Here is a 23,048-nt window from a genome sequence, read left to right as displayed (position 1 = left end):
GACCGGTACAGCCCCGCGGTTCGGGGCCGGCCGTCCCCGGTATCCTGAAGCATGCCTCCAAGGTCGCCTCAGCGCATCCGCCTGTCGCCCGAACGCCGCGCATCGCTGCTCGCGGCGCTGCAGCGCCATTTCGAGGACGAGTTCGACGAGCCGCTCAGCGCCTTCCGCGCCGAGGGCCTCGTCGACTTCTTCGTGCGCCACCTCGGTCCGCCCGTCTACAACCAGGGCGTGAAAGACGCGACCGGATTCCTGCAGGAGAAACTGGCCGACATCGAGGGCGAGATTACCGAGCAGGACGACGGGCGATAGCCCCCATCACTCCTGTGGTCTCATGCTCGCGATGCCGGCGCCTGCGGTCAGGCCCGTGTCGCCGCGTGCGATCGCGTCGTCCAGCAAGGGCGAGGGTGCATCGCGCGACCGGCCCGATCTACTTCGACACGGTGGCCAGCAGTGTCTTGCCTTCCTTCTCGGGAATCTCGCGCACGTAGACGTTGCGGAACCGGACCTCGGACCCGTGCGTCTGCAGCTCGATCGAGCCGGTCGGCAACACCGGCTGCGTCCGTTCGAAGAAGTTGTCGAGCACCTGGCCGACGACGACCGGCGTGCCGTTGAGCGTCACCCAGACACGCGTGCCGACCATCTTGATCTGCATCGTGTTCCACTCCCCGATCGGCTTGTCGGCAAGCGCGAGCGGGAAACGGCCCGGATTGTCCGGATTGTTGTTCCAGAGGCCGCCCGATCCCTTGTCGGCGCCATTCTTCTTCTCGCGGGCGCTGTTGGGATCCCAGATCTGGACCTGTGGATAGTCGCGCAGATAGATCCCGGAGTCGCCGCCCGGCTGCGTCAGCTTCCAGTCGACGTGGAACTCGAAGTCGCCGTACGGCTTCTCGGTGGCGAGGTGCACGCCCTTGCCGTCGGAGACGAGTTCACCGGTCGCGGCGTCGACACTCCAATGCAGGTCACGATCGGCGTTCCACTCGGCCTGCTTGGCGGCACGTTCCTCGGGCGTGAACTTGGCCTCCACGTACGGGCTGAACACGCCGCCGCCACCCGGCCGGCCACGCCAGCCGCTCAGGTCCTTGCCGTTGAACAGCACCGTGAAACCTGCCCGCGGCTTCGGCGCAGTGGCCTGCGCCGACGCGTCATGAGCAGCGCCCAGAGTGAGGAATGCCACCACCGCAGCCGCGGCCATCGTCGAACGAACATGCATGCGCAGAGCCCTCCGGGCCCATGCTAACGCCTAACGCCTAACGCCAAAGGGCTGCGGCCTACAGCCTGCAGGCTAACGGCTCAGGTCTCAGGTCTCAGGTCTCAGGTCTCAGGTCTCAGGTCTCAGGTCTCAGGTCTCAGACGTGAGACTTGAGACTTGAGACTTGAGACTTGCGACGAACCGCAGGCGTCAGGCGCCAAGCGGGAGGCGTTAGGCGTCAGGCGTCAGGCGTCAGGCGTTACTGCACCCGCAACACTTCCCCGATGCCGGGTGAGCTGCCGTGGTTGGTCACGTAGATGGCGCCGTCGGGTCCGATGGCGACCGACGTCGGCCGGTCGAGCCCGATGAGCACCGGCACGCGGGTGTCGTCGGGGTTCACCCGAAGCAGGCGGCCCGGCATCGACAGGCCCGGTCCGCTGGCCACTTCGACGACGTACAAGCTGCCATCGGAGGCGAACGCGAGGTCCGTGATGGTCTTGAAACCGGAGCGGTAGACCGTCGGCGCCTCTCCAGGCACGACGCGATACACGTTGGCCGCGCCCGTGGTGAACGGCGCTCCCGTGAGCTGGCTGACGTAGTAGGCGCCGTCGGGTCCGATCACGACACCAGTGGGAACTGCGTCAGTCGAGGCGTTTGGACGCGATGGGAAGACGGCCAGCGTTTCGATCGCGCCATTGGCCGCGACGCCGAGCAGGGTATTGCTGCCGGCGTCGGTGACGACGCACCCCGCGGGCACCGCGAGCGCTCCGAAGGGATTGGAGTCGATGATCCCGCCGGCGGGATTGTTCGCCATCTCGTACGCGACCAAATCGGCCTGAACCTTCCACTGGCCGCTCGCCGACATCCGCACGAGCGTGCCCAGGGCTTCGCCTGCCTCACCCAGGGCGGCGCGGTACGTGGGACCGCCCCCCAATCCGAACGTCACGCAGCTGCCGCCGCGTCCAAGGAACGCAATGTTCTGGGGGCCGCTCGCCTCGGCGCCGCTGACCGGCGCGGACGATGGCAGGCCCGAGACCATGCGCGACTGCTCGCCCTTCCAGAGCCGGGAGATGGCGCCACTGTCGCCGACACAGGCGGTGGCGCCGGTTCCTGTCGTGCCGCACGGCCCGTCCCCCCCGCGGCCGGCTTCGGCCACGTACAGCGCACCTTCGGGGCCGAATGCGAGCCCACGCGGGTTGTCGAGGCCGCGCATCACGACGGTGGGCTGCGCAAGTCCCACCCCCGCCAGGCATGTCCATGCCCACGCCGTTGCCACACCGACTTGCCACATGCCGCTGCGTTCTCTCGTCACGGATCCTCCAGTCACCACAGGGCGGTCGCCCAGGCAGGACGCGGAGTGCGATCTGCACAGGCCGACACGGCCACGCCCACTGGCCTCCAGGGACCGGTGGGCATCACCATCGTGGTCAAAGTCGCGTAAGCGTACACCGCCACGCGACACGCTGACTACGCTCGGAACTTACTGGACGTGAGACGAGAAACGCGAGGCGTCACGCGTGAAACCAAGCGCCCTGGCAGGCCAGTGGTCAAGCGTCAAGCGTCAAGCGTCCAGCGTCCAGCGTCCAGCGTCCAGCGTCAAGCATCAAGCACTAGGCGTTAGGCGTCAGGCGTTATCTGGCCATTGCTGGCGCATGACCCAGAGCACGATGCCCGTGCACATGAGGCAGGTGACGATCAGCACGCCCGCCTGCAGGTGGCGCCCATAAAGAACGTTGCCGACGGCGAACAGGGCCGACCAGATCATCGCGCTGCCCGCTGACCAGCCCAGTAACCCGAGCGGGATGCTGTCGCGAGCGGCATGCGCATTGGCATCGACGCCGACGATGTCGCGGATCGGTTTCCAGCCCGGACCCACCGGACGGACCTTGCGATAGAACGCAATCAGCACGTCACGATCGGTGGGCGGCGTGACAAACGCCGTCACCACCCAGCAGATGGTCGTGACCGCGACGGTGAGGACGAGCGCAATGTGGGTGCTCACCGGCGACCCGGCACGAGCCATGGCCAGGAAGCCGACCGACACCAGGAACGAGCTGGCCATCGCCGCAACCTCGCACCAGGCGTTGACCCGCCACCAGAACCATCGCACCAGGTACAGCAGCCCGGTGCCGGCGCCCACCTGCAGGATGACGTCGAAGGCATCCTTGGCCGTGTCCAGCAGGTATACCGTTGCCGACGAACAGACGAACAGCAGGATGGTGGCCAGCCGCCCGACCAGCACGTAATGCGCTTCGGCGGCGTCCTTCCTGACGAATCGCCGATAGAAATCGTGCACGAGGTACGAAGCACCCCAGTTCAGGTGCGTGAGGATCGTCGACGAGTTGGCCGCGACGAGGCCACCGACCATCAGGCCGACGAACCCGGCCGGCAGGAACTTCAGCATCGCCGGATACGCGATGTCGTGTCCGAGCAGCCGCGGATCGAGGTTGGGGAAGGCAGCGCTGATGTCCGAGAGTTCCGGATACACGATGATCGATGCGAGGCCGACGAGGATCCACGGCCACGGGCGCAGGACGTAATGCGCGACGTTGAAGAAGAGGACCGCGCCCAGCGCATCCTTTTCCGACTTGGACGCGAGCATGCGCTGGGCGATGTAACTGCCGCCGCCCGGCTCGGCGCCGGGATACCACACCGCCCACCACTGGACGGCGATGGGCATGATGAACACGGCGACCGCCAGGTCCCAGTTGCTCGTGAAGTCCGGCAGCACCGCAAGGTAGTCGATGCCCCCCGGCCCGCGCCGTGTGGAGAGTTGCGTGATCAGTCCGTCGAGCCCACCAACGCCTGGCGCGTGCAGCGCGAAGTAGGCGGCGGCGATCACCGCGGTCATCTTGATGAAGAACTGGATCATGTCGATGACCAGCACGCCCCAGAGACCTGAGTGGGCGGCAAACGCCACGTTCAGCACGCCGACCATCGCCAGTGTCTGCCATCGCTCGAGCCCGAAGAGGATCGCCGCGATCTTGCATGCGGCCAGGTTCACCGTGGCCATGATCATGCAGTTGAAGAAGAAGCCGAGGTACAGCGCGCGGAACCCGCGTACCACGCCGGCCGCGGTGCCCGAGTAGCGGACCTCGTAGAACTCGAGGTCGGTGAGCACACCGGACCGCCGCCACAGGCGCGCGTAGAAGAACACGGTGGAGACGCCGGTGAGGACGAAGGCCCACCACACCCAGTTGCCGGCCACGCCATTGCGGCGGACGATGTCGGTCACCAGGTTCGGCGTGTCGCTGCTGAACGTCGTGGCGACCATCGACAGGCCCGCCAGCCACCATGGCACCGATCGACCGGAGGCAAAGAATTCCGACGTGCTCGTGCCGGCACGCCGCCCGAAGAACAGGGCTGGCGCGAAGCAGACCGCCAGGGTGGCGGCCAGGATCAGCCAGTCGATCGTCGCAAGCTGCATGAGGCTCTCCGGCTCCTGCATCTGGGTGGCGGCCCACGCCGCTCCGCCCTGATGGGTTGAGTGCTCCGCAATCCTACCCGCGATGCCAGGTGCGCGCGCGACTGCCGTGGGAACTTCAAAGGCCGAGCCTTCTGTCCGACCCTTCAGCCGTCGGTCTTCCCTCTTTGCGCTTCGGTTCTGCCGTTTTGCCCTTTCTCAATTTTCCTTCTCACCTTTTTACGCTGCGGGGGCTGGCGTAGGATCCCTGCTGGATGACCGACATGCCCGATCCCGTCTCGCCCCGGCCCGCACCCTCCCTGACCACGCGCGAGCGTGCCGCCCTGAAGGCCCGCGCACATGCGCTCGAGCCGGTGGTCCGGGTCGGCCACGCCGGTGTGACAGACGCGATGGTGGCCGAGATCGATCGCGCGCTCGAGGCGCATGAACTGATCAAGGTGAAGATCGGCGAAGGCGATCGCGATGCCCGTGTCGCCCATGCCGAGGCGATTTCCGTCCGGACGGGAGCGGCCGTCGTGCAGCGCGTGGGCCGCGTGCTGATCCTGTGGCGGCCGCGGCCGGAACTAATGCCTCATGCCTGATGTCTCAGGTCTCAGGTCTCAGGTCTCAGGGGCTCAGGACGTCGCGCCGGCGGCCAGCAGCACGTCGGCGATGTCGCCATGGCCGTAGCGGCGCGCCCACGACAACGGCGTGGCCCACGACGCTCCCGCCGCCTGAGGATGTGCGCCGCGCGTCAGCAGGAATTCGACCAGTATGCGCTGGCCCCGGCGTGCCGCGAGGCCCAGCGGCGTCGACTGGTACTCCTCGTCGATCGCATCGATGGCGGCGCCGTGATCCACCAGCAGGCGCGCCTTCCCCAGCTCGCCTTCGGCCGCCATGTGATGCAGCAGCGTCAGCCGGTGCCAGTTCATGTGGTTCGGATCCATCCCGTGATCGAGCAGGAATGCGGCCGTCGCCTCGTGCTTGAAGTAGTAGTACGGCGCCCACTTCGACATGAGGGGCACGCGCGCGCCCAGTTTGATCAGCAACGCGATCAGCGCATGGTTGCCCGAGTGCGCAGGGCCGGCGAGGACACCATCGCCCCATGACGCATCGTCGAAGGTGGCCAGCCTGGGGTTGGCCAGGATCTCGCGCTCGAGGGCGTCGAGATCGTTGGCCTCGATGAGCCGCTCCAGGTGGTTCCGTTCGTCGTCGGGCACCACGCCGCCGTGGGCCTTCAGCAGCGCGAGCATCGCAGGATCGTGCCGCGCATGTTCCATGGGCGTGCCGCCCGACTCGACCATCGCGTTGGGATCGGCGCCATGCGCGAGCAGCAGCGGCACGATCGCCTCGTGACGATGCAGGACCGCGCGGAACAGGGCCTGGCCGCGGGGAGCACCTTCTTCGGGCAGGTTCGGGTCGGCGCCGTGCTCGAGGAGCAGCCGCACCATCTCCATGTCGTTTCTGCCGGCGGCCGCCGACAGCGGCCGCTGATGGCAGGTGTCCTCATCGTTCGCGAGCGTGTCCGCCGCAGCCTTGGCGAAGGTGGACGATCGATCGCGCGCCAGCTCCTGACGCATCCAGGTGATGTCGCCACGCAGGGCAGCGACCAGCATGGTGTAGCGCACGCCGCGCGCCAGCAGCGCATCGGCGATGGCCGCCTTCCGATCCTCCGGGACGCGGCTGCGCCAGTCCGGCATCAACGTGGCATGGATCGGACGGGTGCCGTCGGCGCGCGTGGCATCCGGATTGGCCCCGGCAGCGAGCAGCGCGAGAACGACGTCCAGGTGCCCCTTGTGCGCCGCCTGCAACAGCGGCGTGTCGCCGGTCTCATTGGACACGTGCGCGAGGTCGGGATCGCGAGCCAGTTCCGCACGCACTGCCTCGAGGTCGCCCTTGCGAGCCGCCTCGATCAGCGGTGCCGTTCCCGGCGCCAGTGGAAAGCGGCGCGAGAGCGGGTCGCGCAGGATCGCCGCCACGTCCGAGTGACCGCGGTCCTCGGCAAACTGCAGCAGCGACTCCTGGAAGGGGTAACTGCGATACGCGGGGTCGGCGCCGTGCGCGAGCAGGAACTGGACGATGCCCGCATGCCCCTCGCGCACCGCGAAATGGATCGGCGGTGTGTAGTTGTACTCGACCGTCGCAAGGCCGGGCACGTCGGCAACCAGCGCGCGTACGCGCTCGAGATCACCGACCCGCGCGGCCTCGAACATCGCGTAGACGTCGTCGGATGGCACGCGCGTGCCATCCGGGAGTTCGCGGGTCGCTCCCGGCCGCAGCTCGATCGGCCGGATCAGCGCAGGCAGCACCACGTCAGGCCGGATGGTACCAAAGCACGACGTTGCCGTTGGCGAAGGCGCGCGACCGCGTCAACGTGAGCGGTTGCCGGGCCTGCACGGTCTCGAACAACGTGCGTCCCCTGCCGAGCACGACTGGGCACACCACCAGCTGGTACTCATCGATCAGTCGAGCCTCCGCGAGCTGGGAGACGATGCTGCCGCTGCCGAGGATGACCAGGTCCGGTCCGGGCTGCGCACGCAGGCGCGTGATCTCGGTCACCAGGTCGCCCTTCAGCAGCGTCGTGTTCTGCCAGTCGGCGCGGTCGAGCGAACGCGAGCAGACGTACTTCGGCATCGCGTTCATCCCCGCGGCAACGGCGGGGAGCATCTGCGCCGCCTGAGGTGTCGGCCAGAACGCCGCCATCATGTCGTAGGTCACCCTGCCGAACAGCAGCGCACCGTCGCCCCCCGCGTTGCTGCTCGCGAAGGCATTCCACTCCTCGTCGTGCTTGTGCGCCCAGCTCATGTCGCCGTTGGCGTCGGTGAAGTATCCGTCCAGCGAGACGTTGTCGAAGACCGCGATCCTGCGCATCGCTACCTCACATGCCGGGAACCAGTTCCCGCTCATGATGACGACGTGCCCGGCGTGCGACTGACAGCACTTCCGTCGACCTGACTTGTCCACCGTAGCCTTGGCGAAGGTGGAAGGTCGACGGCTACGCCCGGCCTGACGCCACCTCGGCCGGCACGCTCGTCACCAGAAGGGTTCGTCCGCGGCGATGAACGTCACCGGCGCCTCGGGGACGATGGGCCGGAGCCACTCGGCGCAGTACGCCATCCCGGCCTGCTCGGAGACCACGTGGTTGATGACGATCAACGCCTTCGGCTGCCCCGCGGCAATCTGGTCCTGCACGTACTCGACCAGTTCCCACTCGCGGGTCTCGCCCACCACGATCACATCGACGTCCGGGCTGGCCGCGACCTCGATCAGCCGGGGCATCAGGCTCGCGTACCCCCAGCTCGCGGCGACACGGCTCACGCGCTGGCCGCGCTCGCCCACGACACGCATCGACCGTACCTTCAGCTTCGCCTTCATGTCCGCGACCAGCCGTTCGAGCGTCGTCGGCGGCAGCGCAAACCGCGGTGGGGAGGCGCTCTCGACGTGGGCCTCCCATCCGAGCGCTCTCGCCATGCCGGTCGCGATGCCGTCCGGCTGCATGCGGTGCCAGTGATCGTGGAAGTGGAAGACCACCATGTCGTGCTTCGCGATGAAGTCCGCCTTGGCCTTGTACGTCGGGTCCGACGCGAGCGGCGCGACCACGTCCTGGTGCGAATAGAACGTGGGCTCGTGCGTGATCACCAGGTTCCGCCCCTCGCGTGCGGCTCGTTGCAGCACCGCGAAGGTGGCCATCATCGTCGTGGCGATGCCCCGCACGGGCGTCTCGGGCCGTCCAGCCACGATGCGGTCGACGGTTTCGGCCATCCACGGAATGCCGACACGGGACTTGATCCGCTCGACGACTTCCGCTGCCGTCGGTTCGGCGCGATGGGCACTGCCGGCGAGCGCGAACGCGCCCGCAGACCCGAGGAACTCGCGTCGTGTCCACATGCGCGCGATTCTGACACGTCCGGCCTCATCGCTTGACACCGTCGTCCCGGGCCACGCAGGATGCGGGCCACGAGGGCACCGATGAACAGACGTGATGCGCTGCGCAAGCTGGCCGCGGGACCGATGGTGGCAGGAACCGGCATACTCGCCGGGCACGACGTGCTGGCGCAGGCACCGGTGGTGCCGCCGGCGCCGAGGGGGCTGCCGGTGATTCGCGTCAAGGACGTGCAGGTCGTCCTGACCGCGCCCAACGGCATTCGCCTCGTGGTCGTGAAGGTGATCACCGACCAGCCGGGGCTGTACGGCTGGGGCTGCGCGACGTTCACCCAACGCGCGCTCGTCGTGCAGACCGCGATCGACCAGTACCTGCGGCCATTCCTGATCGGCCGGCGGGTCGACGAGATTGAGGACATCTGGCAGTCGATGTACGTGAGCTCGTACTGGCGCAACGGCCCCGTGCTGTTCAACGCGATGAGCGGCGTCGACATCGCCCTGTGGGACATTCTCGGCAAGCGCGCCGGGCTGCCGCTGCACCAGTTGCTCGGCGGCAAGGTCCGACACGGCGCCGACTGCTACTACCACGCGAGCGGGCGGGACTTCACGGAGGTCACCGACAACGCAAAGAAGGGCATCGCGGCAGGGTTCAGGCACGTACGGGTGCAGGGCGGCGTGCCGGGGCTCGCGACCTACGGGGCGCGCAGCGACGCGCCGGCGAGCGGCTCGGCCGCCGACGTGGTCGGCCCGACCAACCCGCGGGCGATCTGGGAATCGGCCCCTTACGTACGTATGCTGCCGAAGCTGTTTGCGCACCTGCGCACCGAGCTCGGCGACGAAGTTCAGCTGCTGCACGACGTCCATGAGCGCGTACAGCTGGCCGAGGCCATCAACCTGTGCAAGGCGCTCGAGCCCTACAACCTCTTCTTCCTCGAGGATCCGTTCCCGCCCGAGGACAACGCCTGGTTCCGGCAACTGCGCCAACACACGAGCATCCCGATCGCGATGGGCGAGTTGTTCAACACGGTGCAGGAGTACCTGCCGCTGATTTCCGAGCGCCTGATCGACTTCATCCGCATCCACATCTCGCAGATCGGCGGCCTCACGCCGGCACGCAAGGTGGCCGCGCTCTCCGAGTTCTTCGGCGTGCGTACCGCATGGCACGGGCCCGGCGATGCGTCACCGGTGGCGCACGCGGCGCAGCTCGCCCTCGAGCTCTCGACCTACAACTTCGGCATCCACGAAGGCGGCGCATTTCCGCCGGAGACGCGCGAGGTGTTCAAGGGCTCGCCCGAGCAGAAGGACGGGTACATGGTCGCCAACGACTCGCCCGGTCACGGCGTCGACGTTGACGAGGCCGTCGCGGCGAAGTTCCCGTTCAAGCCGGGTCCGCCCAACTTCGACTACTCGTGGGGCACCACGCGGCGGCGGGACGGGACCGTCATCCGTCCGTGACATCCACATGTGGGAATTCGGGGAGCCGGTAGGGCCGGCTCTCCGAGCCCGGCCCCGGCGAGGAGTCGTCCTGGGCGGCCCAGGCAAGGGCCGCTGTAGACTGCGACATCGTGCTCACGGTGGTGGTGTTCGGGGCGACGGGATCAGCCGGTGCCTGCGTGGTACGCCAGTGCCTGGCGTCGCCCTCGGTCGGCGAGCTACGGCTCGTGACGCGACGAGCGCCGGCGCTTCGCGATCCCCGCATGAGCATCGTGCTGCGCGACGACTTCGCTCACTACGGTGACGGCGACGAGGCCTTCGCGGGCGCTGATCTGTGCCTGTGGTGTCTCGGCAAGTCGGTGTCACAGGTGGACGGAGAGGCCGCGTACCGGCGCCCCACCTACGACTTCGCCATCGCGGCGGCAGGCGCCTTGCGCAAGGCGAGCCCCGCGGCCACCTTCCACTTCGTCAGCGGTGCCGGCGCGGCTCTCGGCAGCCGCGCCATGTGGGCGCGCGTCAAGGCGGAGACCGAACGCGACCTGCTTGCCGGCACCCGTGCCCTGTGCTGGCGCCCGGCCGCCATCGGTGGCCATCCGTCCGCGAGCGAGCCCATGGCATATCGCGTGATGCGGCCAGCCCTGTGGCTCCTCCGCCCCTTCCGAGGCCTGTATGTGAGCGGCGACGATCTCGGCCGCGCGATGCTGCAGGCCCACGCTGACGGCCTCTCCGGACGGATCGTCGAGAACCGCGAGATCCGCGACCTCGCCGACCGCTATCGCGCGGGCTGAGCAGGTGTGGCTGCCGGACTTGTCGGGCAGCGTGGGACGCTGACCGTCGGACAAGTCCGACGGCTACAAGTCTCACCCAGTAGCTTGCCGGGCCACCGGCACGAAGTCGAGGAACCCACGCGCCACATCCGTGCCGGTCAGCTGCACGCGCACGCGCTCACCGACGTCGAGGCCGGCCGTGCCGCGGACGATCCGCCCTTCGGCCGGCGGGTCGAATGTCCGCACCCATGTCGCCGTGCTCGACGCACCGGTGACGATGCCGTCGAACTCTTCGCCGACGCGTGAGGACAGCACGAGGGCGGTTGCCGCCTTGCGCATCTGTCGCTCGACCTTGTCGGCTGCGTCTTCCTGGCGCGTGCAGTGCCGGGCCAGCACGTCGAGGGCCTCGTCCGTGTACGGCAGTGCGGCGTCAATGACCGCGGCTTTCAGCAACCGCTGCGTGACCAGATCGGGATAGCGCCGGTTGGGAGCGGTGGAGTGCACGTACTCGTGCACCGCGAGCCCGAAGTGGCCGGCGTTGGCGTCGCCAGGTCGCGTGAGCACGTACTCCCCCCGGCCGAGCAGCTTGAGCACTGCGAGCGACAGCACGCCGTAGCCGTCAGGGTCGGCGGCGCGCCGCCTGGCCAGGAACGCCGAAAGTGCGGCGGGCTCGGGCTCGTCCGGCAGGCGTTCGCCCGCGTCCTGGGCAATGACCTGCAGGCGATCCCAGCGCTTGGGGGTCCGCACCACGCGCCTGATCGAGGGCACGCCGCGCTCCTCGAGGAAACGCGCCGACACGCCGTTGACCGCGATCATGAAGTCTTCGATCAACGCCCGGGCGCGGTTCTTCTCCTCCTTCTTCAGGCCGACGACGTGCCCGTCGGCGACGACGGCACGGGCTTCAGTGCTCTGGAAGTCGAGCGCGCCGTCCCTGTACCGCCGCACGCGCAACCATGCAGCCGCCTCGTCCTGCAATCGCACTTGGTCGGCCATGCCCTCGCGCGACGTGATCGGCCGCGGAGCCGGGGCGCGTGCCTCGAGCCACGCGGCGACGTCGTCGTACGACAGGCGGGCCTGGTTGCGCACCAGTGCCCGTTCAACGGTGCCACCGCTCACCGTACCTTCGGCGTCGACGTCGAAGGCCAACACGACCGCGATGCGATCCGCGTCGGGATTGAGCGACGTGAGGTCGGTCGAGAGCCGCTCGGGAAGCATCGGGAAGACATGCATCGGCGTGTAGACCGACGTGGTGTTGATACCGGCGTGTTGGTCCACTGGCGTGCCATGCGGCACGAACGCATCGACGTCGGCGATGGCCACGCGCACCCGCGTGCCCCTCGATGTTCCTTCCGCGACCGAGAGCTGGTCGAGGTCACGCGAGTCGTCGTTGTCGATCGAGCACCAGGCGAGGTGACGCAGGTCGGCCAGCGACGCGTCGGCCACCGGACCGTCGAGCCGCGCGACCTGCGCGAGCACTTCCGGCGGGAACTCGGGTTCGAGGCCGCGCTCGCGCATCGCGATGCGCGCAAGCCCCACCAGATCGACGGCGTCCTGTTCCATGCCGACAGACTAACAGGTGGCTGCATGCGTCTCCTGTCAGGCGGGCCTTGCCGATGGGGCCCGCAGCGTGGTACGCGAAAGGGGTGGCGCCGACCAATCCCGACCCTTCACGTATTCAGCGCTTCCCCACCGGCCGGACCTTCGAGGCCTGGATGCGTGCCAACCACGACCGCGAGCCCGAGATCTGGCTCGCCATCTACAGGAAGGGAACCGGGCTGCCGACGGTGACGCTGGCGGAGGCCCTGGATGTGGCGCTGTGCTGGGGGTGGATCGACGGCATCCGCAAGTCACTCGACGCGCAGTCGTTCCTGCAGCGCTACACACCGCGCCGGTCACGCAGCCTGTGGAGCCAGATCAATCGCGATCACATCGCCCGGCTGACCGCGGCCGGTCGGATGACGCCGCACGGGCAGCGGCAGGTGGACCTCGCCAGGGCTGACGGCCGCTGGGACGCCGCGTACGCACCGGTTCGCGAGGCGAGCATGGCGAGCATTCCCGCCGACCTGCGCGCCGCGATCGATGCCAATCCGAAGGCGCGCCGGACCTTCGCCACCCTGGGGCGCATGAACCTGTTCGCGTTGGCGTTCCGGACCAACGCGATGAAGACGCCCGCCGGGCGGGCCCGCAAGATCGCCGTTCTCGTCGACATGCTCGCGCGCGGCGAGACCATCGTCCCCGAGCGGCCGCGACGCGACGCGCCACCGGTCGCCAAGCCGGCGACGAAGCGGCAGCGGTCCTGACGTGGCCCCCACGCATGATGGCCCCCCAAAGATTGGTAGCGGCCCGCTGTCCCAGCGGGCCGAACCACGACCGCGCGACGTGACAGGCCGATCAGTGATCGGCGGCTGGAGCCTCGTCGTCGACCGAGAGCTTCTCGAGCGACACCGCGTTCATGCAGTACCGCAGTCCGCTCGGGGCTGGACCATCGGGGAACACGTGCCCGAGGTGCGCATCACACACACTGCAGGTGGCCTCGATGCGAACCATGCCGTACGAGTTGTCGGCGGTATAGGCGACCACGTCGTGCGCGGACGGCTGACCGAACGAGGGCCACCCTGTGCCCGACTCGAACTTGCTCGTGCCATCGAAGAGCAGCGTGCCGCAGCAGATGCACGCGTATCGGCCCGGCTCGAAGCGGCTGCACATCGCCGAACTGAACGCGCGCTCGGTTCCGTGCTGCCGGGTGACGTGGTACTGCTCCGGCGTGAGCCGTGTCTTCCACTCCCCGTCACTGCGCTCGACGCGCTGCGGCGCCGGCGGGTTGCCCTTCTGGGCCCGGTCCAGCACGTCTTTCCAGGTCAACACATCCGTTCTCCTATACCAGCGCCTTGGTATAGAGCGCCAGCAGGCGACTCCACGCCTTCTCGGCCAGCGGTTCGTTGTAGACCCGAGAGTCGGGTGGACACCAGCCATGTGCCGCGGCATAGACCTCGATCTCCGCGGGACGGTTGGCCTTGGCAAACGTGTCCTTCAGCGTCGTCTTGTCGTCGGGCGCCCGCGCGTCGTCGTTCTCCGCGATGGCGATGAGGAACTGTGCACTCGTCGCCGCCGCCTGCGTGTGCGGACTGTTGGGTGCCGTGGTGACCAGCCCACCGCCATGGAACGAGGCGACCGCGCCAATTCGGCCCGGCATCGCCACCGCAGTCCGGAACGCCATCGGACCGCCCATGCAGTAGCCCTGCGTCCCGACCTTCTTGTTCTTCGCGACCGCGGCCTGCTGATCCAGCCAGCCGATGAAGGCCTTCGCGTCGGTCAGTTGCGTCGTCTCGTTCAGCCCCTGCGCCAGCGGCCTCACCTGATCGATCGGCGTCGCGCCGCCCTGTTCCGCCGTCGGCGCCTTCTTGACGCGGTAGAACGGGTTGACCACCAGCACGGCATAACCCGATTCGGCCAGCCGCTTGCCCATCTGCCGGAACGACGGCCGCAGGCCGAAGATGTCCGGCCAGATCAGCACGGCAGGGGCGGTCCCGCTCGCCGGATGGACGAAGTAGCAGTCGGCGGTGCCGTCGGGTGTGGTAATCGTCACATCCGATTCCGTCACCGCAACCGCCCCCACCACCCGCGGCAGGATCATCGTCATCCCCGCGCCGACGAGCACGCCGAACTGGCGGCGCGTGACCAGGCCTCGCGCCTCGTACTCCTGGCGATCCTTCTCGAATTGATCCTGTTCACACATGTCGACTCCTCGTAAACGGCGGACTGCGAAAGGGACACGGTCTGGCGTTGCGAGTGTTCTATCACACGCCCATCTGCCGAGTTCTGGCGGCCTCAGTCACCGTTCACGCAGCGGACCGAAAAGGCCCTCTGCGTCTCGCCGCCGTCATGACGGTTGAGCGCGCCTGAGCCCTTGCCAAAGTTGTAGAACCATGCCCGGTCGGGACCACTGGCCGATGCCGTCCAGTAGAAGCCATGGGCATCCAGGCGCGCGTACAGGCCGCTTGCGGCATCGCGGCCGCCGCCCAGCAGTGCGTTGAACCCCGAGCGGCCACCGGCGCCAAGCGCCTCGTACGCCGCCCGTCCCCCGTCGTCCGAGTCGCCCCGGACCCCACCGTAGTGGCTGGCCAGTTGCCGCCATTCGTCGACGGTCGGCAGTCGCCATCCCGATCCGAGTGCCCGGCACGCCCGCTGCGCGGACTCCCAGGTGTACAACCGGCCGTACCGACGGCAGTGCGCTTCCGCATTCTCGTAACAGAAGGACGGCTCCGCGTCGACGTTCAGGTTCTCCGTCGTCCACTGCCTGCCATCCGGCATCCCTCTTGCCGAGGCCCTCGCAGAGGCCACGCCACGTGCATCCGGTGTTTGCTGCATCGGGGACGCGACACCGGCAGACCCGAGTGCGATCGCCACGACGACGACCGAGACGCGCATGGTGGGAGCGTAGCAGGTTCCGCGCGACGCGACCCCGAGTGTCGGCGCCCTTCTATAATCACGGCCCGGAGGTTGTCTGCATGAGTCGTGGTCGCCTGCTGTGCGTGTTCGCGCTGTCGCTGATGTCTCCAGTCGGTGCCGTGACGCCGGCTGCCGCGGCTACCTCGGGCGCTGATCTCGCGGCGCTGACGATCCCGACAGTCACGATCCGATCGGCAGCGATGATCGAGGCCGGGCCTTTCACTCCTCCCGCCTCACAGGCCGCACTCACGCTGCCCGCCTTCTGCCGCGTCGAGGCGACGGCCAGGCCGACGAGCGATTCCGAGATTAACCTCGAGGTCTGGCTACCGCCGGCGGCGGCGTGGAACGGCAAGTTCCAGGGCGTGGGCAACGGCGGCTACCAGGGATCCATCTCGTATGCCGCGATGGCGACCGCACTGCGCAGGGGCTACGCGACCGCCAGCACCGACACCGGCCACACGGGCGACGACATGAAGTTCGGCGAGGGCCACCCGGAGAAGGTGATCGATTACGGCTACCGCGCCATCCACGTGATGACGGAAACGGCAAACCTGATCGTCCGCAACGCGATGGGCCGGTTCGCTGACAAGTCGTACTTCGTCGGCTGTTCTGCCGGCGGGCACCAGGCGATGTCGGAAGTGCAGCGCTTCCCCGCCGACTACGACGGCATCGTCGCCGGCCATCCGGCACACAATCGCATCCGCCAGCCTTTCGGCTTCGTGTGGTCGTGGATGGCGACGCACGATACCGACGGCGCCCCGCTGCTCACGCGGGCAAAGCTGCAGTTGGTGACCAGGGCGGTTGTCGACGCGTGTGATGCACTCGACGGCCTGACCGACGGCCTCATCGATGACCCGCGCCGCTGCCAGTTCGATCCGGCAAGGCTCACCTGCCAGCCGGGCGCGGATGAAGCGATGTGCCTGACGGTGACGCAGGTCGAGGCGATCGACAAGGTGTATGCCGGCGTGAAGAATCCCCGTACCGGCGAGCAGATCTTCACGGGCTGGCCACGCGGCAGCGAGGCGTTCGGCAACAGCCCCAACCAGGGCTGGGGCCAGTACCTGATCGATCCGCGCGAGCCATCGCGCGTCGGGCTGTTCCGTTACTTCCTGTTTGCCGACCCGAGATGGGATGCGCGCACGCTCGATTACGACCGGGATCTCGCGTATGCGGAGCAGCGTCTCGCGCACCTGCACGCGGTCGACCGCGACCTCACCCCGTTCAAGGCACGCGGCAACAAGTTGATCATGTATACCGGCTGGATGGATCCGATCGTCCCGCCGCAGGACGCGGCGGAGTACTACGAGTCGGTCGCGCGGACGATGGGCGGGTACGACAAGACGAAGTCGTTCTTCCGCCTGTTCACCGCGCCGGGCATGGGCCACTGTTCCGGTGGGCCGGGGCCCAACCAGTTCGACGCCCTCGGCGCGCTCGAGCAGTGGGTGGAAAAGGGCATCGCGCCAGACACGTTGGTCGCGACGCACAGCACCAACGGCGCGATCGATCGATCACGCCCGCTGTGCCCGTACCCGCAGGTGGCGCGGTACAAAGGAGCCGGCAGCATCGACCAGGCCGCCAACTTCGCGTGCATCGCCGTCAGCACGGCTGCGTCGAAGAGGGCGGCCAGACCAACCGGCGGCTCGAGGTGAGTCCGCACCGGCGTCGGTGGCCCTGGCGGCTACGCGTTCTTGTATCGGTCGCGTTCGGACAGAGCCTCCGCGAGCCGTTGTAAATCCTCCGCGAGGCTCTTCTTTTCGGCAATGGCTTGCGCGAGGAGAGCACGATCACGCTGCTCGGCATGACGTTGCCGGGTGACGTCGCGGGCAATCAGGCCCGCGCCGGTCACCTGCCCGCGCTCGTTCCGGATCGGCGAGATCGAAAGCGAGACGATGAGGCGCTGGCCGTCGGCGCGAAGGCACTCGGTCTCGTAGTGCTCGGTCCGGCATCCTGCCAGGACGCCGCCGAGGATCGCCGCTTCCTCGGCAACGCGCTGCCGTGGAACGATGAGGGAGACGTGCTTGCCGAGCGCATCGGCATGGCCGAAGAGGCGCGTCGCAGCGGTATTCCAGGTCACGATGGTGCCGTCCATCCCGGTCACCACGATGGCGTCGCTGGATGCCTCCACGATCGACGCTCGGCGGCGGAGTTCCCGAAGCTGGGCCTGGCGCTCGCGTTCCTCGCGTCGCGACTCCGTGGTGTCGGTGAGGATCATGACGATGCCGGTCTGGAATCCCTGCCCGTCGCGCAATGGCACCGTACTCTCGTCGACGTCGCGTTCGGTCCCATGGCGGCTGACGAGGACCGTGCGCCGGGCAAGGCCAACCATCACGCAGTCCTGATCGATGCCCAGGGCGGCTGGACTGCCGATCGGCGTTCCCGTCGATGCGTCCATCAGCCGGACGACGACGTCGATCGGCTGGCCGATCGCGTCGATCTCACGCCAACCTGTGAGCCGTTCTGCGACCGGATTCATCGATGTCACCCACCCGTGCGCGTTGGCTGTCACCACGGCCTCCTCGACGTTGCGCAGGGCCGCGCGTTGCACGGCGCGGGCCTCTCGATCGGCCGCGTGCCTCCTGCGGGCCATCTCGACGAAGCCGACGATGAGAGCGCACGTCAGCAGGTACGCGGCGAGTCCGAGCCAGCCACCGAACTCGCTCGCGTTGCTCGGCACGGCATGGTCAGGCACCAGGAGCCAGGCCGACAACGCGTACCCGAGTACCGCCACGAGCGCGGCCGGACGGTATCCACCCAGGCACGCCGCTGCCGCCACGGCACCGAGCACGGTGACAAACGGGAGGGTGGCACCGATCCATGGACTCAGGACATGCCTGGCGAGGATGGCCGTCCCCAGCGCGATCAACGCGGCGACGTAGGTCATCGCCGTTTCACGAAAGGCGTGGCTCCCCAGACCGTCGGCATGGTCGTCGAGGTGCGCTGACTGCGATGCGTGCATGGCTCCGTGGACTGTCTGCCAGCGTCTGGCCCCCACCGCTGCGCACCGGAATTGGTGACGGCAGCTCATGCGTGCGGCCGAATCGCGGCATCGTGTGAAAGCGTCTACCTACCAGTGCAGGCACTGGACGGACTGGCGCGACCATGATTTCAGCAGACATCCCCCCCGCACCGAGTGTCCGAACGGGCCATGTACGTGACAGAATCGGCCACATCACGAATAACCTGACGTGAATCGAACTCATGACTGTCGAGCATAGGGGCGCGAGGCCCGCCCAAGGCCAATCCGTGCACGCCTGGTCGTTGCCGTACCTGCTGGCCTTTGTCGAGCGGCGAGGCGCGGACGCGTCGATGATGCGGCGGTTGCCCGGGTTGTTGGCGGCCGACGACCCTGATGCCCGCGCTCCCGAGCATGTCGTCGAAGCGGCATGGAGCCTGGCGGCGGAGCTGACGCGCGACGACGCGATCGGCATCCTGGTCGCGGAGTCGCTGCCGCGCGGCGCCCTCGATCTCGTCGAGTACGCGTTCCGTTCGAGCGCATCGCTCGGTGACGGACTCGAGCGGCTCGCCCGATACGGCCGGGTGCTCAGCGACCGTGTCGCGGCCCGCACCGAAGCCAACGACGAGGCGCTGCTCCTGATGGTGGACGATGTCGGGCGCACCCGCCTCCATCCCGCCCGCACCGAGTTCGCTCTCGCGATCGCCATGCAGCTCGCTCGTGATGGCACCGGGCACGAACTCGTCCCGAGGCGGGTCTGTTTCAGACACCCTGCTCCCGCCGACGACCATGAGCACCGCCGCTTCTTCGGGACCCGCGCGCGCTTCAGCGCCGGCAGCAACTCCCTGCTGCTGAACGCACGCGACGCACGGCGGCCGCTGCGCGACGCCGACGAAGCCCTGGCCGCCATCGTCCGGCGCCGGCTCGAACGTGTGCTGGCGCTGCAGGATGCTCGTTCGACCGGGCCGCTGAGTGGGCGCGTGCGACGGGTGCTCGTCGAGTCGCTTGGCCGGACGTCGGTGACGCCGGACACCATGGCCGAGGCGCTCGGCACGACCCGGCGCACGCTCAGCCGCCGATTGGCGGCCGAGGGTACGAGCTTTCGCGATTTGCACGATGACGTGCGGGCCGAGTTCGCACGGGTCATGCTCGGAGACCAGGGCTCGAGTGTCGCCGACGTCGCGTTCTTCCTCGACTATTCGGAACGGGCGGCGTTCCATCGCGCATTCCGGCGGTGGACCGGCCAGACGCCAGGCGAGTTCCAGCACGCGTGACCCCGTTCGCCTAGCCTGCCTTGCGGTGCCCCGGTCGAAAGCCGGCCCGTGCGGCGTGGTCGCTGACGACGCGGGCCAGCGTGTGTACCTGCACCGGCTTGGCGATGTGGCCGTCCATGCCCCCCTCCAGGCAGCGCTGGGCATCGCTGGCCAGGGCGTGCGCCGTCATCGCGACGATCGGCACCCGCGGGAGGTTCAGCCGCGTCTCGCGCGCCCGGATGGCGGCCGTCGCCTCGAATCCGGACATGTGCGGCATCTGCAGGTCCATCAGGATGATGTCGAAGGCGTCGCTGCTGACCGCTGCCAGTGCCGCGTGGCCGTCGGCGGCGACGGTGACGCGATGTCCCGCCCGCAGCAGCGCCGTCATGGCGATGCGCTGGTTGACGGGATGATCCTCGGCGAGCAGGACGCGCAAGGGCATCGACGCGTCACCGCGCTCCGGGATGCGATTCGGCACCGCGGCCGGCACTCGGCTCTCGTCGGGAAGGCCGATACACGCGGTGAAACGGAAGCACGTCCGTACACCCGGCGTGCTCTCCACCGTCATCTCGCCCCCCATCATCTGCACGAGCCGGGTCGAAATCGACAGGCCCAGGCCTGTGCCGCCATACAGGCGACTGGTAGACCCATCGGCCTGCGTGAAGGCCTCGAAGATGGCCGCCTGCTTGGCGCGGGGGATGCCGATTCCGGTATCGGTGACGGCAAACGCGAGACGCACGCCGTGCGCGTCGCGGGCCTGGACAGACACATCGAGTCGCACGTACCCCTGGCTCGTGAACTTCAAGGCGTTGTCGAGCAGGTTCAGCAGGACCTGCCGGAGCCGATCGCCGTCGGCGACGATCGTCGGCGGCACGTCCGCGGCCATCGAGCAGCTGAACGCGAGGCGCTTGTGTTCTGCCTTGAAGGCGAGGGTCCGAATCACTCCGTCCACACACTCGCGCAGGTGCAGCGTCGTCGGCGCGATCTCGAGCTTGCCGGCCTCGATCTTGGAGAAGTCGAGGATGTCGTTGATCACTCTGAGCAGGGCCTGGGCCGAATCACGGACCACGTCGAGGAACTGTCGCGTGTCGTCACCAATCGCGGTCTCCAACGCCAGGTCGGTCATGCCGATGATGCCGTTCATCGGCGTGCGGATCTCGTGGCTCATGTTGGCGAGGAACTGGCCCTTGGCCTCGCTGGCTTCTTCCGCCTTCTGCTTGGCCAACTGCAGGTCCCTCGTACGCTCGTCCACCAGGCGCTGCAATTCGCGCTGACGGGCATGGAGCGATGCCGTCCGCGCCCGCACCGTCAGGAGTGCCGCGCCGCCAACGAGCAGCGCCAGGAGGGCGCGAAACCACCAGGTCTCGTAGAAGAACGGCTGCACCTCGAGAGCCAGCGTCACCGGCACCTCGCTGCGCCGCCCTTCGGGATCGACGGCACGCAGTTCGAAGGCGAGTCGCCGCGGTGGCAGCCACGTGTAATACGCGACGCGGCGGCTGTCGGCCGAGACCCATGTGTCATCCACACCCACCATCCGGTACTCGAAGCCGGTGTGATGCGCCTCCGCGATCGCCAGGGTCGTGTAGTCGATCGAGATCGCGCGCGAGCCGGCGGGCACACGCACGACACCATCAGGGAAGGGCCCCCGCATGGCCGTGTTCTGGCCGTCGAGTGACACGCGCTCGATGACCAGTACGGGCGCGCGGGCCCTTCCCGTGAGACGCGAGGGATCGACGAGCGCGACTCCCTTCAACGTCGCGAACCAGAGGCGACCGTCAGCGCCCCGGACTGCCACGCCCTGCGCCCCTGCGGTGCCCTCGTCACTACGGACACCGTCGTCGCGGTGGTAGAAGACGGGGGTGACGCGTGCGCGGGTGCCCCGCGCCACGGCGTCGAGGTCGGCGATGTCCACGCGGAAGATGCCGCGCTCGCTCGATGCCCACAGCCGTTGCCGTCCGTCGGTGAGCACGCCGATGACGGCATCCTCGGGAAGACCGTGTGCCGGCGTGATCGCGGCGATCGCGCCGTCGCGGATCCGCACGAGGCCGCCACGCGTACCTACCCACAACGTACCGTCCTGATCCTCGTGCACCGACAGCACGTCGTTGCTGGGCAGGCCGTCGGCGGTCGTGAAGATGCGCAGCGTCCCGTCGGGCCGGCGACGCGCCAGTCCGCCGCGGTTGATCGCAATCCAGACGTCGTGGCGCAGGTCCTCGTGGATCCAGCGGACACCGCTGCCGAACGCAGCGGTAGCGGGCACGAATGGCTCGAAGCGAGCGCCGACGCGGCGGTCCAGTCCGGCAAACGTGCCGACGATCAGGGTGCCGTCGTGCAGCCAGTGCATCGCCCAGATGCGCGCCTCGGACAATCCGTCGCGCTCTGTATAGGTGGTCCATCGCGATCCATGGCGCGTGGTCAGCCCACGCTCGGTGCCGACCCAGAGCGTGCCGTCCGGTGCGCTGGTCATCGTCCACACGCTGTTGCTGGGCAGGCCGTCGCGGCGCGTGAACGTCCGCACCTGGCCGTCCGGGTCGACTCGATTCAGCCCACCGCCATCGGTGCCCAGCCACAGGGCGCCGTGGCGGTCCTCGTGAAGGCCGAAGACGCGATCGGCCGAGAGACCTTCCTCGGTGCCGATCGGCGTGAATACACCATCGGTGAAGCGGCTGAGGCCGACGCCGTACCCGCCGATCCAGAGCGCGCCGTCACGGTCCTCGTACAGGCTCCGAATCGGCATGCGGGAGCTGCTGTCGGGCTGATTGAACGTGGCGAAGCGGCCGTTGAGAAAGCGCGCCAGGCCGGCGCTCGTACCGGTCCAGAGGTTGCCGTCCCGATCCTCGTGAAGCGCCCAGACGTTGTCGGACGGCAAGCCGTCGGCGTTGTCGTAATGCGACAACTTGCCGCGGTCGAGTCGAAAGAGGCCGCTGGCGTAGGTGCCGAACCACATCGCCCCATGACGGTCCTGCGCGATGGTCCAGACCACGGTCGCTGCGAGCGCGGGCACGGCGACGCCCGGCGCGACGCGGCCGTGGACGATGCGCGAGACGCCGCCACCATCGGTACCCACCCAGATGACGCCGTCGCGATCCTCGAAGATCGATCGGACGTGATCGTGCGAAAGACCGCGGGCGCGATCGATCACCTCGAAGCGGGTTCCCGCCCAGCGCGCGAGGCCGGCGCCGAACGTGCCGACCCACAGCGCACCGGTGCGATCGACGTGCAGCGTGTACACCGACGTGTCGGGCAGGCCTAGCCCGTGGCCGAACGCGCTGAAGTGCCCCTCCTTGTAACGGACGAGCCCGCCGGGTTGGGTGCCGATCCACAGCGTGCCGTCATGACCCTCGGCCAGGGCGCGGATGTTGTGATGCTGCAGCGCCGGCGTGTTGTGGCGGTCGAAGGTGGTGAAGCGCACGCCGTCGAAACGGACGAGCCCGGCCTCGGTGCCCAGCCAGATGTAGCCGTCGCGGGTCTGCAGCACGACCTGCAGCGTGTTCTGGACGAGGCCGTCGGTGGCGTCCCAGGACTCGCGCACGTACTGCGAGAGTTGCCGGGCCGGATCCAGGCCGAGCGCCGGCGTCGCCGGCCAGAGGCAGGCAAGCAGCAGCCACGCGCCGACGCGCCGTCCGGCACGTCTGAAGGACGCGCTGGCGCTGTCGATGGGCGCTCGCATGAGGATCATGCTCGTCCCACGAATCGGCAGGCGCACCTCCGCGCTTCA

19 protein-coding genes are annotated in these 23,048 nt (G+C 68.3%); 7 read left to right on the top strand and 12 right to left on the bottom strand.

Features of this window, described 5'->3' with window-relative positions:
- Window positions 1-51: 51 nt before the first annotated feature.
- Window positions 52-309: a DUF2164 domain-containing protein gene (locus LuPra_RS05075; protein WP_110169747.1), complete on the top strand. Its 258-nt coding sequence runs from the start codon at window positions 52-54 to the stop codon at window positions 307-309.
- A 118-nt stretch (window positions 310-427) separates the two neighbouring features.
- On the opposite strand, the gene LuPra_RS05070 is transcribed toward LuPra_RS05075, so the two are convergent.
- From LuPra_RS05070 to LuPra_RS05060, 3 genes are all read right to left on the bottom strand, one after another.
- A complete protein-coding gene (locus tag LuPra_RS05070) occupies window positions 428-1,210 on the bottom strand; it encodes a 3-keto-disaccharide hydrolase (protein ID WP_110169746.1) in 783 nt (260 codons plus the stop codon).
- Window positions 1,211-1,448: 238 nt separating this feature from the next.
- Window positions 1,449-2,501 carry a ScyD/ScyE family protein gene (locus LuPra_RS05065; protein ID WP_157898758.1) on the bottom strand — a complete coding sequence of 351 codons (1,053 nt, stop codon included), beginning with the start codon at window positions 2,499-2,501 and terminating at the stop codon, window positions 1,449-1,451.
- Window positions 2,502-2,813: 312 nt separating this feature from the next.
- The gene (locus LuPra_RS05060) at window positions 2,814-4,616 is read right to left on the bottom strand and encodes a sodium:solute symporter family protein (RefSeq protein ID WP_110174531.1); all 1,803 of its coding nucleotides are present in this window, start codon (window positions 4,614-4,616) and stop codon (window positions 2,814-2,816) included.
- Between the two features lie 251 nt (window positions 4,617-4,867).
- Here LuPra_RS05060 and yhbY point away from each other — a divergent pair, with 251 nt between their 5' ends.
- A complete protein-coding gene (yhbY, locus tag LuPra_RS05055; protein ID WP_234800728.1) occupies window positions 4,868-5,194 on the top strand; it encodes a ribosome assembly RNA-binding protein YhbY in 327 nt (108 codons plus the stop codon).
- A gap of 33 nt (window positions 5,195-5,227) precedes the next feature.
- Here the strand turns inward: yhbY and LuPra_RS05050 are convergent, their stop codons facing one another.
- The 3 genes from LuPra_RS05050 to LuPra_RS05040 form a co-directional block, all read right to left on the bottom strand.
- Window positions 5,228-6,901 (bottom strand): ankyrin repeat domain-containing protein, encoded by a 1,674-nt coding sequence (locus LuPra_RS05050; protein ID WP_157898757.1) that lies wholly within the window; start codon window positions 6,899-6,901, stop codon window positions 5,228-5,230.
- A gap of 4 nt (window positions 6,902-6,905) precedes the next feature.
- Window positions 6,906-7,463 carry a dihydrofolate reductase family protein gene (locus LuPra_RS05045; protein ID WP_110169743.1) on the bottom strand — a complete coding sequence of 186 codons (558 nt, stop codon included), beginning with the start codon at window positions 7,461-7,463 and terminating at the stop codon, window positions 6,906-6,908.
- Window positions 7,464-7,625: 162 nt separating this feature from the next.
- Complete coding sequence (locus LuPra_RS05040; RefSeq protein WP_110169742.1) at window positions 7,626-8,480, bottom strand: Nif3-like dinuclear metal center hexameric protein; 855 nt, start codon at window positions 8,478-8,480, stop codon at window positions 7,626-7,628.
- Between the two features lie 81 nt (window positions 8,481-8,561).
- Between LuPra_RS05040 and LuPra_RS05035 the strand changes: the two genes are divergently transcribed.
- The gene (locus LuPra_RS05035; RefSeq protein WP_110169741.1) at window positions 8,562-9,929 is read left to right on the top strand and encodes an enolase C-terminal domain-like protein; all 1,368 of its coding nucleotides are present in this window, start codon (window positions 8,562-8,564) and stop codon (window positions 9,927-9,929) included.
- A 110-nt stretch (window positions 9,930-10,039) separates the two neighbouring features.
- Entirely contained in the window at window positions 10,040-10,696 is a 657-nt protein-coding gene (locus LuPra_RS05030) for a Rossmann-fold NAD(P)-binding domain-containing protein (RefSeq protein WP_110169740.1), read from the top strand.
- A gap of 72 nt (window positions 10,697-10,768) precedes the next feature.
- On the opposite strand, the gene LuPra_RS05025 is transcribed toward LuPra_RS05030, so the two are convergent.
- Complete coding sequence (locus tag LuPra_RS05025; RefSeq protein ID WP_110169739.1) at window positions 10,769-12,235, bottom strand: RNB domain-containing ribonuclease; 1,467 nt, start codon at window positions 12,233-12,235, stop codon at window positions 10,769-10,771.
- Window positions 12,236-12,318: 83 nt separating this feature from the next.
- Here LuPra_RS05025 and LuPra_RS05020 point away from each other — a divergent pair, with 83 nt between their 5' ends.
- The gene (locus tag LuPra_RS05020) at window positions 12,319-12,975 is read left to right on the top strand and encodes a YdeI/OmpD-associated family protein (protein ID WP_110174529.1); all 657 of its coding nucleotides are present in this window, start codon (window positions 12,319-12,321) and stop codon (window positions 12,973-12,975) included.
- A gap of 91 nt (window positions 12,976-13,066) precedes the next feature.
- On the opposite strand, the gene msrB is transcribed toward LuPra_RS05020, so the two are convergent.
- From msrB to LuPra_RS05005, 3 genes are all read right to left on the bottom strand, one after another.
- On the bottom strand, window positions 13,067-13,540 hold the full coding sequence (gene msrB, locus LuPra_RS05015) for a peptide-methionine (R)-S-oxide reductase MsrB (protein WP_110169738.1): 474 nt from the start codon (window positions 13,538-13,540) through the stop codon (window positions 13,067-13,069).
- Window positions 13,541-13,550: 10 nt separating this feature from the next.
- The gene (locus LuPra_RS05010; protein WP_110169737.1) at window positions 13,551-14,411 is read right to left on the bottom strand and encodes a dienelactone hydrolase family protein; all 861 of its coding nucleotides are present in this window, start codon (window positions 14,409-14,411) and stop codon (window positions 13,551-13,553) included.
- A 92-nt stretch (window positions 14,412-14,503) separates the two neighbouring features.
- Window positions 14,504-15,103 carry an FISUMP domain-containing protein gene (locus tag LuPra_RS05005; RefSeq protein WP_110169736.1) on the bottom strand — a complete coding sequence of 200 codons (600 nt, stop codon included), beginning with the start codon at window positions 15,101-15,103 and terminating at the stop codon, window positions 14,504-14,506.
- 80 nt (window positions 15,104-15,183) lie between these two features.
- On the opposite strand from LuPra_RS05005, the gene LuPra_RS05000 reads away from it, so the two are divergent.
- Window positions 15,184-16,773: a tannase/feruloyl esterase family alpha/beta hydrolase gene (locus tag LuPra_RS05000; protein WP_110169735.1), complete on the top strand. Its 1,590-nt coding sequence runs from the start codon at window positions 15,184-15,186 to the stop codon at window positions 16,771-16,773.
- Between the two features lie 29 nt (window positions 16,774-16,802).
- Here LuPra_RS05000 and LuPra_RS04995 read toward each other — a convergent pair whose 3' ends face one another.
- Window positions 16,803-18,080, bottom strand: coding sequence for a PAS domain S-box protein (locus LuPra_RS04995; protein ID WP_162271299.1), 1,278 nt, complete (start codon window positions 18,078-18,080; stop codon window positions 16,803-16,805).
- Window positions 18,081-18,367: 287 nt separating this feature from the next.
- On the opposite strand from LuPra_RS04995, the gene LuPra_RS04990 reads away from it, so the two are divergent.
- On the top strand, window positions 18,368-19,351 hold the full coding sequence (locus LuPra_RS04990) for an AraC family transcriptional regulator (RefSeq protein WP_162271298.1): 984 nt from the start codon (window positions 18,368-18,370) through the stop codon (window positions 19,349-19,351).
- 10 nt (window positions 19,352-19,361) lie between these two features.
- Here LuPra_RS04990 and LuPra_RS04985 read toward each other — a convergent pair whose 3' ends face one another.
- The gene (locus LuPra_RS04985; RefSeq protein ID WP_157898756.1) at window positions 19,362-23,009 is read right to left on the bottom strand and encodes a hybrid sensor histidine kinase/response regulator; all 3,648 of its coding nucleotides are present in this window, start codon (window positions 23,007-23,009) and stop codon (window positions 19,362-19,364) included.
- Window positions 23,010-23,048: the final 39 nt, after the last annotated feature.

Origin of the sequence: Luteitalea pratensis, assembly GCF_001618865.1 — a bacterium.
GTDB classification, from domain to species: Bacteria; Acidobacteriota; Vicinamibacteria; order Vicinamibacterales; family Vicinamibacteraceae; genus Luteitalea; species Luteitalea pratensis.
This window is presented reverse-complemented; position numbering and strand designations above follow the sequence as displayed.

What these genes read in the sequence shown, in the direction of transcription:
- LuPra_RS04985 (WP_157898756.1), bottom strand. Translation starts at nt 23,009, where the DNA reads ATGATCCTCATGCGAGCGCCCATCGACAGCGCCAGCGCGTCCTTCAGA.
- LuPra_RS05025 (WP_110169739.1), bottom strand. Translation starts at nt 12,235, where the DNA reads ATGGAACAGGACGCCGTCGATCTGGTGGGGCTTGCGCGCATCGCGATG.
- LuPra_RS05040 (WP_110169742.1), bottom strand. Translation starts at nt 8,480, where the DNA reads ATGTGGACACGACGCGAGTTCCTCGGGTCTGCGGGCGCGTTCGCGCTC.
- LuPra_RS05005 (WP_110169736.1), bottom strand. Translation starts at nt 15,103, where the DNA reads ATGCGCGTCTCGGTCGTCGTCGTGGCGATCGCACTCGGGTCTGCCGGT.
- LuPra_RS05045 (WP_110169743.1), bottom strand. Translation starts at nt 7,463, where the DNA reads ATGCGCAGGATCGCGGTCTTCGACAACGTCTCGCTGGACGGATACTTC.
- LuPra_RS05035 (WP_110169741.1), top strand. Translation starts at nt 8,562, where the DNA reads ATGAACAGACGTGATGCGCTGCGCAAGCTGGCCGCGGGACCGATGGTG.
- yhbY (WP_234800728.1), top strand. Translation starts at nt 4,868, where the DNA reads ATGACCGACATGCCCGATCCCGTCTCGCCCCGGCCCGCACCCTCCCTG.
- LuPra_RS05070 (WP_110169746.1), bottom strand. Translation starts at nt 1,210, where the DNA reads ATGCATGTTCGTTCGACGATGGCCGCGGCTGCGGTGGTGGCATTCCTC.
- LuPra_RS05060 (WP_110174531.1), bottom strand. Translation starts at nt 4,616, where the DNA reads ATGCAGCTTGCGACGATCGACTGGCTGATCCTGGCCGCCACCCTGGCG.
- LuPra_RS05075 (WP_110169747.1), top strand. Translation starts at nt 52, where the DNA reads ATGCCTCCAAGGTCGCCTCAGCGCATCCGCCTGTCGCCCGAACGCCGC.
- LuPra_RS05000 (WP_110169735.1), top strand. Translation starts at nt 15,184, where the DNA reads ATGAGTCGTGGTCGCCTGCTGTGCGTGTTCGCGCTGTCGCTGATGTCT.
- LuPra_RS04995 (WP_162271299.1), bottom strand. Translation starts at nt 18,080, where the DNA reads ATGCACGCATCGCAGTCAGCGCACCTCGACGACCATGCCGACGGTCTG.
- LuPra_RS05010 (WP_110169737.1), bottom strand. Translation starts at nt 14,411, where the DNA reads ATGTGTGAACAGGATCAATTCGAGAAGGATCGCCAGGAGTACGAGGCG.